This is a genomic window from Acinetobacter sp. ANC 4204 (assembly GCF_002135205.1).
Taxonomy (GTDB): Bacteria; Pseudomonadota; Gammaproteobacteria; order Pseudomonadales; family Moraxellaceae; genus Acinetobacter.
The window spans coordinates 99,915-112,399 of sequence record NZ_NEFZ01000004.1 but is presented as its reverse complement, the minus strand read 5'-3'; the positions used below and the strand labels follow the sequence as shown (position 1 = coordinate 112,399).

Genomic DNA, 12,485 nt, shown 5'->3' with positions numbered 1-12,485 from the left:
AAATGCGACAGCGCGTAATACAGCAGCGTAGACAGCAACGAAATATCCAAGCAATGCTCAGTAAATCGCATTGCCCGCATGGATTTGACATTGCTTGCCTGATTTGTGGTTTCGGTACCGTCAACGGTGAACGTGTTTGGCACGATTGGACAAAGAAAAAAGAGGAGGTTGCATGACAAATTACTTATCACAATCACAAATTAAACGACTTATGCACCAAAAAGAAAACAAGCCCAAACAACCTAAATATGGGAATCACAAAGTAGTGATTGATGGCAAAAAGGTTGCTGATTCACAGCGTGAATATCGCCGTCTAAATGATCTTAAAGTTCTAGAGCGTGCAGGGGAAATAAAAGAGCTGCATACGCAAGTACGTTACAACCTGATCCCATCACAGAAAATTTGTGGTGAGAAAGTACGTGGTACAGATTACATCGCAGATTTTGTTTACTGGACCAAAGATAACCAGTTCATTTGTGAAGATGCCAAAGGCCACAAGACTGCGGATTACATCATCAAACGTAAGCTGATGAAGCTAATTCACAATATCGACGTAGTTGAAGTTTAAGAACGATTTAGGGGTATGACAATGAAGTCTAACGCTGAAACAATCCTTGAAGCCATTGAGGATTTACATAATCAAGAGCAGATCGTTACTAGAGAAACTTTGTCACAACTGACAGGTTTAAAATTATCAATTGTTGATGACCGTTTAAGTTATTTAGTCGATAGTGGACAAATTATCCGTGTACAGCGTGGAGTGTTCATTCCAGCTCCAAAGCATCGTCCAGCGAGATTGATGTCTAAAATGGTATTACCAGACGGTACCGTTAAAATTGAAATTGGAGATGATGAGATTTTAACGCTCACACCACGTGAAGCCCGTCATCTTGGTAGTCTGATGGTTGCAGAGGCTATGCAGTATGCCAACATTGAAATGGGCCATCACATGGCGATTCTTCAAAGTGAAGTAACGAGTCAGGTTCGAAAATTAAATAGGCAAGTTAGTAATTTATTGGATGTTGGGAAGCAGGGAGAGTTGTTGTAGTTTGTGCAAGAAATCTGGTGTACATTATTTAAATTTTTAGAATGGGGTAATGAATTGAGCTTCTTTAAGTTTGTAAGTGAGGAAAGAATTGATATCATTCGAAAAGGTTGTATTAGGTTTACGCCAGCTTCTGATTTTAATGATCCTTTTGAGTTTAAGCCTCATTTAACCAAAATTAATCGAAAATTCTTACCATATCATTTGGATAGTCTGACACTGAGTGAACATGAACTCATTGCAAAATATGAAAATGCTACTGTTTCCGAGGAGCTTTCGGAGAGAGAAATAAGTGAATATTCAGCTGAAAGAAATTTCAAATACACCAAATATAAAAATGAACTGAATAAAATTTTATCTGACTATGGTGTTCTGAGTTTATTCCATAATGGCGCTGAAACTTATAATCCATCAATAATAATTCATGATGAAAATGAGCCAAGACAAAATATTCTAATGTGGTCATATTATGCAAATAACCACAAAGGTATGGTCATTGAGTTTCATAATAGTTTTTTTTTTAATGAAACACGACAAGTTACATATGATAATGATCGACCATTGGTGACATATGAAGATATTGATGATCGAAACGAAGAAAATTTATTTCAAATTTTTAATACTAAAAAAAATGTTTGGCATAACGAAAGTGAGTTTAGGGTTGTAAAAAGGTTAGAGGATGCGGATAGGGTAATAGGTGATAATCTTGATATCCATCTGTTTAATTTTAATAAAAAATATATCAAGTCAGTAACAATGGGCTGTAAGGCAGATCCTAAATTCTGTGATGAAGTCTATCAGCTTTTAAAAGACGATCCTGAGCTAAACCATGTAGCATTTTTTACATCTCAAATTCATGAGGAGAAATTTTGTTTGAAGTTTTTTCAAAAAAGTCAGATGTATGGCCGAACATTTACAAATGCACCAATTTTTGAAGATATGGATGTAACCTCTAAAATTCCCCAGCAGCTTCCTCCTGATTCTTTTGACTTTTAACCCCCTCTAAGGTTAGACCTCCCTACCTATATACATGATCATTAAACCAATATGAGGTTTGGTGGTCATGGCTGAAAAAGAAATCAATTGGGAAAAAATCGAACTCGACTATAGAGCTGGTGTTAAGTCAATTCGCCAAATTGCTGCGGAAAATGAAATTGCAGAATCTGGCATTAGACGCCGTGCAAAGCAATATGAATGGGTTCGAGATCTATCTGAAAAAATCAAAGCTAAAGCAGATGACATTGTGCGCAAGGAGAGTGTGCGCAGTGTTGTGCGCACGAAAACGACCATTTCAGAAAAAGACACTATTGATGCAAATGCCAATGAAGTTGCGTCAGTACGTTTAGCCCATCGTAAGGATATTCAACGTTCACGCAAGATTGCCATGAGTCTTTTTGATGAACTTGAAATGATGGTTGGTCAAGAGAATGTCAAATTGTTGGAAATGTTGGGTGAGCTGATGTGGTCACCTGATGATAAAGGCAATGACAAAGTAAATGACCTTTACATGAAGATCATCTCAATGCCTGGTCGCGTGAAGTCTATGAAGGATTTAAGCGACACACTCAAAACATTGATTGCTTTAGAACGCCAAGCGTTTGGCCTTGATGATGAGAACAATAAACCAGTTGATGCATTGACCGCATTGCTTGAACGAGTGAGCACTGGAAATAGCTCTGCATTTAAACCCATTGCTGATGATCCTGAGTATTAGTGCATGTACGTGAATGGAGCGACTAATCACCCACACCAAATTAATTTCATTCACGTACACGCTTCAAAATTGCACCAATATTGTGCAAAATGGAGTAAAAATTGATTTATAAAACTAACTTACAGCCACTACCGACAAATGCCGAGGAGCTTGAACGCTGCTTGGCAGATCCTATTTGGCGTATTTTTAGTGGGTGTTTATACAAGATCAAAATTAAGGGCGATGACTTTGTTAATGAATTGGGGCAAGTAGAAGAAGCCCCTACCTATGAGTTGCCTTTTAAACCGAATGATGCGCAGATGCGATTTTTAAATCGCTTGTGGTACCGCAATATTATTTTAAAGGCGCGTCAGCTGGGTTTCACTACATTGATTAGTGTCCTTTGGTTGGACCATGCTTTATTTAATGCAAACCAGCACTGCGGTGTAATCGCACAGAACCTTGAGACAGTCGGTGATATTTTCACAGACAAGATTAAATTTGCCTACGATAACTTACCACCCGAAATATTAGAGCGCTTTCCACTTAAAACGAATAATGGCACTGAGATGGAGTTTGCGCACAACGGCTCTAAAATCTCAGTGGCGACTTCATTCCGTGGCGGCACAATGCACCGCTTACTTATTTCTGAGTATGGCAAGATTTGTGCACAGTCACCGGGTAAAGCTAAAGAAGTTCGTACAGGTTCATTACCAGCAGTTCCAACAACAGGTATCTGTGTCATTGAATCTACTGCTGAAGGTCGTGGTGGTGATTTCTTTGATAAAGTTCAGATCGCACAGAAGAACTTTGCTTCACGCAAAAAACTCACGCCAAAAGATTTCAGACTACATTTTTATGGTTGGTGGGAAGAACCTAAGTACCGTATTGACTCATCTGAAGTCGTCATTAGCTTAAAAGACCATAATATTTTTGATCATATTGAAATTGTTGTATCCAAGAATTTAGGCAAGAAGATCAAGATTGATCCTGATCAACGTGCTTGGTACATATCGACACGTGATAACGATCTATCTGGTGACCAAGCTTTAATGTGGCAAGAGTACCCATCTTTCCCTGATGAAGCTTTTCAGGTTTCGACAGAAGGGAACTACTACGCAAAAGATATGCTTGAACTGCGTAAACGTAGTGGCATTACTCAAATTGAAGTTTTAGACGTGCCTACGTGTACGTTTTGGGATATTGGCAACCATGACGGTTGTGCAATTTGGTTTCATCAAATGATGAACCAACAAGACCGTTTTATTGACTACGAAGAAGACCATTACAAAGATCTACGCCATTACGCAAAACTGATCAAAGATAAGCCTTATATCTATCACACACACTATTTGCCACATGATGCCGCACACCAACGCTTAGGCGACTACAACAAGTCAGTTTTAGAAATGTTGGAAGAGCTTTTACCTGGTCATAATTTTGTGGTCATTCCACGTATTACTTTGCTCACCACTGGTATTCAACAGACCCGCAGACATCTTAAAAATGCTTGGTTTGATGAGGAGCGATGCAAATTGGGTATTGAACGAATTGAAGGCTATAAGAAAAAGTTTAACCAACAGGCCAATATGTTTATTGATCAGCCTGACAAATCAAATGGCTGCTCTGAAGGTGCCGATGCACTTCGACAATGGGCTCAGGCCAAAGATGCAGAGCTTTTGGGTGATTACGTCTATACGGCTAGTCGTTCAAGCGGTGAATCAAGTACAAATACCTATGAGCAGCGATCCAGCTATAAAGAAGCACCACCAACAGATTGGCGAATGTAAGGAATTTATAAATGTTTGATCAAGAAACTGCAGAGATTGAGCAAGCTAATCTAGATGATGATGCTTTGACACTTGATGAACTGACAGAAATCATGTACGAAATCGAGGAGCAACCTTATTGGCGGAATATTGCTGATAAGGAAATGGATTATGCGGATGGTAACCAGCTTGAGTCTGAGTTGCTTAATCGTATGAAGCAGATCGGTATTCCTCCTGCTGTCGAAGATATGATAGGCCCTGCATTGCAATCTGTCGAAGGGTTTGAATTACAGACACGTACAGATTGGCGTGTTAAAGCCAATGGTGATACTGGAAGTGATGATGTTGCAGATGCATTAAACTTCAAATTGAATCAAGCAGAACGTTTATCTAAGGCTGATAAAGCATGTAGTGATGCATTTCGACCGCAAATTGGTTGTGGTATTGGTTGGGTTGAAGTTAAGCGTGAGCAAGATCCGTTTAAATACCCGTATCGTTGCGTAAAAGTACACCGCAACGAAATTCATTGGGACATGAAAGCAGCGGAAAATGATTTGAGCGATGCACGTTGGTTGCGCCGTACCCGTTGGATTCATCCAAAGCGATTGATTCAAGCGTTTCCCCAACATGCAGAGCTGATTCAAACTGTTGGGCGTTATGGTGCTTCATGGTGGCAAGAAGCGGGTGTGATGGATGGTGGTGAAAGCACAGGCCTTAAAAATGCATGGTTAGATGCACGTTCATACACGATTAGTGAACAGCATTGGTATAACACCACATCAAAAGAAATCAATGTTGCTGAGGTTTGGTACCGCCGTTGGGTGCGTGTACCTGTATTGAAGTTCGGTGATGGCCGTGTGGTTGAGTATGATTCGTCAAATATGAATCATGATATTGCGATTTATCAAGGTTTAGCCCATGTAGAGCTGGCCAACATCTCTAAGATTCGACGCTCTTATTGGTTAGGACCTCATGTGCTATTTGATGGTCCTACACCTTACTCACATCATTATTTCCCCTATGTGCCATTTTGGGGAGCGCGTGAGGACAATACCAATATCCCTTATGGTTTTGTACGTCGGATGAAGTTCAGCCAAGATAGTATTAATTCTGGTATCTCTAAACTACGTTGGGGCATGAGTGTCACACGTGTTGAAAGGACCAAAGGTGCGGTTGATATGACTGACGAGCAGTTACGCCGTCAAGTTGCACGTCCCGATGCTGACATTGTGCTTAATGCCAACCATATGGCTAAAGCTGGTGCACGCTTTGAAGTGAAGCGCGACTTTGAGTTATCACAGCAACACTTCCAGTTGATCAATGACAATCGTGCTGCTATTGAGCGTGTGAGTAATATCACCAGTGGTTTTCAGGGTAAGCAGGGCAATGCGACGTCTGGTAAGCAGGAACAATTGCAGATTGAACAATCAAATCAAACTTTGATGAAGATCATGGATAACTTTAGAGAAGCACGCACCTTAATCGGTGAGATGCTTCTCTCGATGATTGTTGAAGATATGGGTAGCCGTGAGCAAACTGTAGTTATTGAAGGTGATGCAGTACGTGAAGACCGTACAGTTGTAATCAACAAGCCAGAAGTAGATGAACTGGGTTACCCTTACGTATCCAATGACATACAGCGGATTCGTTTAAAAGTGGTACTTGATGATGTTCCAAGTTCTACAACATTCCGTGAGCAGCAATTAAACGCATTGTCTGAGATTACTAAGTCATTATCTGCCGAGATTCAAACTGCAGTATTACCATATGTGATGGCATTGACCGACATTCCATTCAAGAAAGACATTATTGAGTCTATTCGCCAAGCTACACAGGCTCCAACTCCTGAACAAGTCGAGCAACAAATCAAAGAAGCTGTTGAAAGAGCACTTGCTGATGCTGGTATTGACCTTAAACGCCGTGAGCTTGAACTCAAGGAGCGTAAAGCTGGCAGTGAAATTCGTGAAATTGATGCACGTTCAGTACAAATTGGTGTTCAAGCTGCTTATTCAGCAATGCAAGCAGGTGCGCAGGTTGCTCAAATACCACAAATCGCACCAATTGCAGATGAGGTGATGAAGGGTGCTGGTTATCAGCGCCCTAATCCAATCGGTGATGATCCCAACTTCCCGACAGCTGAGCAGACCGCAGCACGTGACGTGCGTTCACCGTATTTAGAAGGTGAAGGGGCGCAGTTAGGAAGTGAAGGACTGGCAGAGATACAGCAGAATACCAGTCCAATGAACCCACCAGTACCACAGCAAGGTTCAACAGGAATGCAGGGGATTGAGACTCTACGAACCAATGACAACATGCCCCTTGTAAGGCAAGAGTAATTTTCATTGTTCACAGATACTAAGGCAGTCGAATCGGCTGTCTTTTTATTGAGGGTTATGTTCATGTCAAATACTGAACAGCAAATTGAGCAAGAAATTCAAGCTAAAGGATTAAATGCGCCACGCCTTTCACCACAGGATATTGATGCAAAAATCAAAGGCATTTATTTCTCGAATCCGTTACAAGGTATTAATCCAGAAACAGCAATAGATGAAGGTGCATATCAAAATTTACGATGCCTTACTTTCTGTACCATCGTTCTTGAAAATGGATTTACTGTCACAGGTGAATCGGCGTGTGCAAGTCCTGAAAATTTTGATGAAGCTATTGGGCAAGAAATTGCATTCAAAAATGCACGTGAAAAGATTTGGCAGTTAGAAGGGTATTTGTTGAAAGAAAAATTGAGCCATCAAATTAAAATTGAAGAACATTTTACTAGCCAAGGTGTAGATATTGAGAAATTGAAGGATAGTCCAGTAGTTTCTGAATTACCTGAACTTGAAATCAAATATAGCAATGATGTTAAACCAATTGATGTCACTGGTGATGATCCAGCACGTTCTGATGGTAGTGTTGGTGGATGCATTCATCGTTCTAAGCTGTTAGATAATCGTGAAAATGCATACTTGCTCACTCAATTATTGAATACACCAAATATCAATAGTGCGTTACGCAAAAAAGCTGAAGCAAAAATGACTGCATTGTTAGATGAGTTGATTTAAATTTATCGAATAGACTTTTAAACCAGCATCAATATGCTGGTTTTTTATTTCTTGATTTTCCATTCAACGGCATGATTTCTATTATCGCAATCATGGCTCACACATTCACCTTTGTGATTCACCTGAATTAAACCACAACCTTCACAAATAACATTTGCTAGATAGTTAGGTTTACATTCATTGAAAAACCCATTAATCATTCCATATTGCTTGGCGCATTGAGCACAATATTCTGCCATTAATCCTACCCCCTGTAAGGCTAACGCCATTATATCCAAATCCCTGAAACTTTCCTCATGTTGAGCAATCAGCAGCTAAACGCTAGTAACTCTAGCCATTCGCCTTAGCGGTCACAGCGATAAGTGATAGGAAAGACATGGATATTACAGAGCAACAACAACAGTTGATTGATGAAAATGGTGGAAAACTAACACCTGAACTTGCAGCTCAATTGATAGATCAAGAGCTTCATGGCGATACCGCACCTAACCCTGCGGAAGAAGGTAGTCAGCCAATAACTACCCAAGAACAGGAACAAGCCAATACACCAAATGCGGAACCGCAAGCACAGCAGCAACCTGATGAAAGTCAGCTAAATGCTGATAATGCTGTGGTTTTGGCAAAAGATGGTAAGCACACGATTCCATTTGAACGACTTGCAGATGCGCGCAAGGGTGAACAAGAGTGGAAGCTAAAGTTTGAAGATGCACAGAGTGAACTTGCAAAGCTTCAAGCAGATGCACAACAACGTATCGAGAACGGTCAAGCACCTACAACTCAAGATAATCAAGCAGCCATTGCACAACAAGCCATTGAACAGGGTGTAGATCCTGCTGTCTTTGGTGATTTTAGTGAGAAAGAATTAGCTGCAGGTATTCAGAAAGTTGTAGATATGCGTGTTGCAGCAATGGTCGACCAGCGCTTAAAAGACGCTTTAGCACCATTACAACAGCAACAAGCACTTAGTGCAGAACAAGCACACTTTACCGAGATCTTTACGGCACATCCCGATGCAGAGTCAATTGTTGAATCTAAAGAGTTCACTGATTGGATGAACGCACAACCGGGTATTACTAAAGGTGCTTACGAAACAGTCTTAAATGGTGGAACAGCCTCACAAGTTGTCGAGCTTTTAGGGTTGTATAAGTCAGAAAATCAATCAACTCAACAAGCTGCCGAACCTGATGCGGTGAAAGCAGCAGCGCAGCAAGCTGTAAAAAACGCTCAAACACAAGTACCTCACAGCCTTTCAGATTTACCCGCTGGTTCTCCTGCTGGTGTTTCTCGTGATGAACGCATTGCCAATATGACACCTGCGCAAATGATCGAAGAAATGTCGACATGGACAGAAGAACAGCGTGAGCAATACCTGAATCGCCGTGTGTAATTTAAATTGTGGAGAGTCGACATGACGAATAAAACCAATGCCGCTTATGGTGCAAAAACAAATATGGTGACTCAGGCCGTTGGCTTGTTCGCTACACACATGCAACGAAACAGCACCTTGAACCTTTTAGCAGGGAAAATGCCTAAAGGTGAAGCTGGCGCTGATGCAACACTACGTAAACAGACTACCCAACACATGCCGATTGTACGTGTACAAGACTTAGGTAAAGGTCGCGGGGATGAGGTCACATTCCATTTACTTAACCCTGTTGGTGCTTATCCGATTATGGGTAGTGCACATGCGGAAGGTCGTGGCGTAGGGATGTCTTTGAATGAAGACCGCTTGCGTGTGAATCAAGCACGTTTCCCTGTTGACTTGGGTAATGTGATGTCACAAATCCGTAGTCCTGCGGATTTACGCAAACTGGGTCGTCCAGTGGCTCAAAGCTTAATGGATCGTTACTGCGATCAGTCTCTTTTAGTCCACATGGCTGGTGCACGTGGTTTTCATAACAATATTGAGTGGGCTATTCCTACGGAAAACCATGAAGATTTCAAAGAAATTATGGTGAACAACGTTAAAGCACCAACTAAAAACCGTCACTTCCTTGTTGATGGTTCAGGTGTTCAGTTATTTAAACAAACCGCTGATGAAGTTGAACTGGAAACAGGTGATCTATTTACGATGGACACCGTGGACTCAATGAAATCTGTATTGGATACCATTGCCTTACCGCCACCAATTTGTAAGTTTGAAGGTGATTCTAACGCGGATGACTCTCCACTTCGCGTGTGGTTGGTATCACCTGATCAATACAACAAATTTGCAGCACAACCAGGTTTCCGTTCATTCCAATCAGCTGCATGGGCTCGTGCTAGCCAAGCAAAGCAACATCCATTATTTACGGGTGATGTGGGTATCTGGAATAACTTTATCATCCGCAAAATGCCGCGCCCGATTCGTTTCTATGCCGGAGACAATATCAAATATTGCGCTGCATATAACTCGGAAGTTGAGTCAAGTGCAATTGTGCCAGCAAGCTTCGGTGAAAAATTCGCTGTCGATCGTTCAATCATTTTGGGTGGTCAGGCGATTGCTGAAGCTATGGCTTCATCTGAGCACTCAGGTGCGCCGTTCTTCTGGTCTGAGAAAGATTTAGACCATGGTGATAAATGGGAACTGCTCATTGGTGCGATCCGTGGTGTGTCTAAGATTCGTTTTGATGTGAACACGGGTGAGCGTCAGGAATTCACGGACTACGGTGTAACTGTGGTGGATACCGCTGTTCCAATCTTTGGTCGTGGTTTGTAAGTGTAAACAGGTGCTGCCCGTTGTGATCTTCACTACGGGCAAACCCTCTTAATCTTTGAATGAATGGAGTTTGCAGTTATGGCAACGATTAAACGCAAGACGGCACGTGACCGTCAATTTGGTGGTTTCACTCCTTACGGCAATGTAACGAGTTTGGTGTATTCATTACAGACGAATGCAACAGGTGCAGTGATTGACTCAGATTCAACAGCCGCAATTGCCGTAGGTGATGTTATTGACTTGGGTGAATTACCTGAAGGGATGAATCTGCAAGATGCTCAGATCATTGTTTCAACAGGTATGACCGAAGCAATTAAAGGTGACTTAGGTTTTCAATACGATGATGGTATTGATGTTGATGATGCTCCTCAAAATTCATCATATTTTGTGAATGATGGCGATTTGGCTACAGCGGGTCGTGTACGTGCAAATGGTTCGAAGCTATTCACCTTACCTAAGCCAGCACGCTTAATCTTAACGATTTCAGGTGCAGCAAATGCGAAAGCATCAGAGATCCAAATTATGGTGAGTGGTGAATTAAAAGGCCCTCGTTAATTTTGGTTGGTTGAGCCTTTGGCGGTGTGAGTAGCTGTGCTTACATCGCCTTTTTTTTCAAGATAAATGAAAAGGAAAATGAGATGAAAACTTTAGCAATCGCCATGCTGTGCCATTCGATTAATGCTGCGTATTGTCAGTCTTTGGGTGATGATAGTCAGCCTACATGGGATGATGCACCAGATTGGCAAAAAAATAGTGCTGTAGCTGGTGTTGAAATGCATATAGCCAATCCTGATGCCACCCCTGAGCAATCCCATGAATCATGGTATGCACAGAAAGAGGCAGAAGGTTGGGTTTATGGCGAAGTCAAAGATGCCGATAAAAAAGAGCATCCTTGTTTCTTGCCTTATGATGAATTACCGCCTGAACAGAAAGCCAAAGACTATTTATTCCGTGCTACAGTACATTTAATGAAGGATCTTCCTGACGTAGGGGAGTATTTAGCTTTGGCAGATGAGGTTAAAAATCTGCGAGAAAAAATCCAAACGAATGCACTGAATGCACAAACGCCTGTAACGCTATCTGCAACTTCTTTAGGTTCGAGTGGTATTGCGATCCAATATATAGGACGTAAAGATCAATTTATTGACCTCTTATATGGCTCCAATCTTACATTTACGAAAGGGCAAGTTCGTCATGTCCCAAGTAATATTGCTGGGAATTTGCTCAAACATCCTGAGTTTCAGCGTTATGAACAACAAGTATTTGATTCATCTGAGCAAGATGCTCAACAGACGGATGATACTTCTACGATCTTGGATGAGGCGAAGAAACAACAAGATAAGGATAATGAAAAGGAAACAATTGAATTAGATGAGATTGATACTGTTGAGCGTATCAGTGATAAAAAGAGTTTAATTGATTACGCTAAAAACAAGTATGACCAAGAGCTAGACGGGCGAAGTAGTGTAAAAACTTTGCAGAACCAAGTGGTTGATTTAATCAAGCGATTTGGGGTGGTGTAATGCAATTAAGCGACCTGATTAGCCGTTTTCGTACACTGGCCAACGATAAAGTAGAGCCATATTTTATTGATGATGCCAGTGTCATTGACTGGTTGAATGATGCTGTATGTGAGGCGTGCGTTAGGGGTCGTTTACTACATGAATCACAAAATGATGAAGTATGTAAGATTACTTTAACCATAGGAATGGCCAACTATGCCTTACATGAATCACTGTATGAATTAAGTCGTATTTGGTTTGAGCCTGGTGATGGTACTCGAGGTCATTATTTGGCATTAATGTCGGCTGAAAATATGGACCAGCGTTATAAATGCGACAACTGGAAGTTGATGAAGGGGGTGCCTCAATTTGCTATTCAGGACGACACGGGTATTCGCCTTGTACCCATCCCCTCAATTGATGGTGAAGTACAACTAGAGGGTTATCGTGTTCCATTGTCAGCTCTTAAGAATGATACAGATATTCCTGAAATAAACTCGATTCATCACGTCCATTTGATTCAGTGGGCATTGCATCAGGCATTTAATGTGCCTGATGCGGAGTTCTTTGATTCGAACCGATCTGCGCAAGCAGAACAGGTATTTACAGACTATTTCGGTATTCGTCCTGATAGTGATTTACGTCGAATTACACGCGAGGATATACCTCATGCTGTAGTTCCTTTTATGCCATAAATTTGCTTGTCTAATGCACCCCTG

Annotated in this window: 13 protein-coding genes and 1 pseudogene; 13 read left to right on the top strand and 1 reads right to left on the bottom strand. The window is 41.3% G+C overall.

Features of this window, described 5'->3' with window-relative positions; translation table 11 throughout:
• Nucleotides 1–2: 2 nt before the first annotated feature.
• The 8 genes and pseudogenes from B9T36_RS19055 to B9T36_RS19370 form a co-directional block, all read left to right on the top strand.
• Nucleotides 3–176: a hypothetical protein gene (locus B9T36_RS19055; RefSeq protein ID WP_171264450.1), complete on the top strand. Its 174-nt coding sequence runs from the start codon at nt 3–5 to the stop codon at nt 174–176.
• Nucleotides 173–568, top strand: a complete 396-nt coding sequence (locus B9T36_RS09685) for a DUF1064 domain-containing protein (protein WP_086209287.1) — start codon at nt 173–175, stop codon at nt 566–568. Before B9T36_RS19055 ends, B9T36_RS09685 begins: the two co-directional genes overlap by 4 nt.
• Before the next feature lie 21 nt (nt 569–589).
• Nucleotides 590–1,048 (top strand): hypothetical protein, encoded by a 459-nt coding sequence (locus B9T36_RS09680; protein WP_086209286.1) that lies wholly within the window; start codon nt 590–592, stop codon nt 1,046–1,048.
• Nucleotides 1,049–1,051: 3 nt separating this feature from the next.
• On the top strand, nt 1,052–2,041 hold the full coding sequence (locus tag B9T36_RS09675; RefSeq protein WP_086209285.1) for a DUF2971 domain-containing protein: 990 nt from the start codon (nt 1,052–1,054) through the stop codon (nt 2,039–2,041).
• Nucleotides 2,042–2,108: 67 nt separating this feature from the next.
• Nucleotides 2,109–2,759 carry a hypothetical protein gene (locus B9T36_RS09670; RefSeq protein ID WP_086209284.1) on the top strand — a complete coding sequence of 217 codons (651 nt, stop codon included), beginning with the start codon at nt 2,109–2,111 and terminating at the stop codon, nt 2,757–2,759.
• 101 nt (nt 2,760–2,860) lie between these two features.
• Nucleotides 2,861–4,528: a terminase gene (locus B9T36_RS09665; RefSeq protein WP_086209283.1), complete on the top strand. Its 1,668-nt coding sequence runs from the start codon at nt 2,861–2,863 to the stop codon at nt 4,526–4,528.
• An 11-nt stretch (nt 4,529–4,539) separates the two neighbouring features.
• Nucleotides 4,540–6,843 (top strand): hypothetical protein, encoded by a 2,304-nt coding sequence (locus tag B9T36_RS09660; RefSeq protein ID WP_086209282.1) that lies wholly within the window; start codon nt 4,540–4,542, stop codon nt 6,841–6,843.
• Nucleotides 6,844–6,906: 63 nt separating this feature from the next.
• A pseudogene (locus B9T36_RS19370) lies at nt 6,907–7,278 on the top strand (Gp49 family protein); the annotation flags it as partial.
• 332 nt (nt 7,279–7,610) lie between these two features.
• On the opposite strand, the gene B9T36_RS09650 reads toward B9T36_RS19370, so the two are convergent.
• Nucleotides 7,611–7,835, bottom strand: coding sequence for a hypothetical protein (locus tag B9T36_RS09650; protein WP_228146994.1), 225 nt, complete (start codon nt 7,833–7,835; stop codon nt 7,611–7,613).
• 107 nt (nt 7,836–7,942) lie between these two features.
• On the opposite strand from B9T36_RS09650, the gene B9T36_RS09645 reads away from it, so the two are divergent.
• The 5 genes from B9T36_RS09645 (at nt 7,943) to B9T36_RS09625 (ending at nt 12,461) form a co-directional block, all read left to right on the top strand.
• Nucleotides 7,943–8,953, top strand: a complete 1,011-nt coding sequence (locus B9T36_RS09645; protein WP_086209280.1) for a hypothetical protein — start codon at nt 7,943–7,945, stop codon at nt 8,951–8,953.
• A 21-nt stretch (nt 8,954–8,974) separates the two neighbouring features.
• Complete coding sequence (locus B9T36_RS09640) at nt 8,975–10,264, top strand: DUF4043 family protein (protein ID WP_086209279.1); 1,290 nt, start codon at nt 8,975–8,977, stop codon at nt 10,262–10,264.
• A 78-nt stretch (nt 10,265–10,342) separates the two neighbouring features.
• Entirely contained in the window at nt 10,343–10,819 is a 477-nt protein-coding gene (locus B9T36_RS09635) for a hypothetical protein (RefSeq protein WP_086209278.1), read from the top strand.
• An 83-nt stretch (nt 10,820–10,902) separates the two neighbouring features.
• On the top strand, nt 10,903–11,787 hold the full coding sequence (locus B9T36_RS09630; protein ID WP_086209277.1) for a RyR domain-containing protein: 885 nt from the start codon (nt 10,903–10,905) through the stop codon (nt 11,785–11,787).
• On the top strand, nt 11,787–12,461 hold the full coding sequence (locus tag B9T36_RS09625) for a hypothetical protein (RefSeq protein WP_086209276.1): 675 nt from the start codon (nt 11,787–11,789) through the stop codon (nt 12,459–12,461). Before B9T36_RS09630 ends, B9T36_RS09625 begins: the two co-directional genes overlap by 1 nt.
• Nucleotides 12,462–12,485 lie beyond the last annotated feature (24 nt).

Bases quoted from the DNA above. Each gene is read 5' to 3' on its own strand.
- B9T36_RS19055 (WP_171264450.1), top strand. From the start codon at position 3: ATGCGACAGCGCGTAATACAGCAGCGTAGACAGCAACGAAATATCCAA.
- B9T36_RS09685 (WP_086209287.1), top strand. From the start codon at position 173: ATGACAAATTACTTATCACAATCACAAATTAAACGACTTATGCACCAA.
- B9T36_RS09680 (WP_086209286.1), top strand. From the start codon at position 590: ATGAAGTCTAACGCTGAAACAATCCTTGAAGCCATTGAGGATTTACAT.
- B9T36_RS09670 (WP_086209284.1), top strand. From the start codon at position 2,109: ATGGCTGAAAAAGAAATCAATTGGGAAAAAATCGAACTCGACTATAGA.
- B9T36_RS09660 (WP_086209282.1), top strand. From the start codon at position 4,540: ATGTTTGATCAAGAAACTGCAGAGATTGAGCAAGCTAATCTAGATGAT.
- B9T36_RS09650 (WP_228146994.1), bottom strand. From the start codon at position 7,835: ATGGCGTTAGCCTTACAGGGGGTAGGATTAATGGCAGAATATTGTGCT.
- B9T36_RS09645 (WP_086209280.1), top strand. From the start codon at position 7,943: ATGGATATTACAGAGCAACAACAACAGTTGATTGATGAAAATGGTGGA.
- B9T36_RS09640 (WP_086209279.1), top strand. From the start codon at position 8,975: ATGACGAATAAAACCAATGCCGCTTATGGTGCAAAAACAAATATGGTG.
- B9T36_RS09635 (WP_086209278.1), top strand. From the start codon at position 10,343: ATGGCAACGATTAAACGCAAGACGGCACGTGACCGTCAATTTGGTGGT.
- B9T36_RS09630 (WP_086209277.1), top strand. From the start codon at position 10,903: ATGAAAACTTTAGCAATCGCCATGCTGTGCCATTCGATTAATGCTGCG.
- B9T36_RS09625 (WP_086209276.1), top strand. From the start codon at position 11,787: ATGCAATTAAGCGACCTGATTAGCCGTTTTCGTACACTGGCCAACGAT.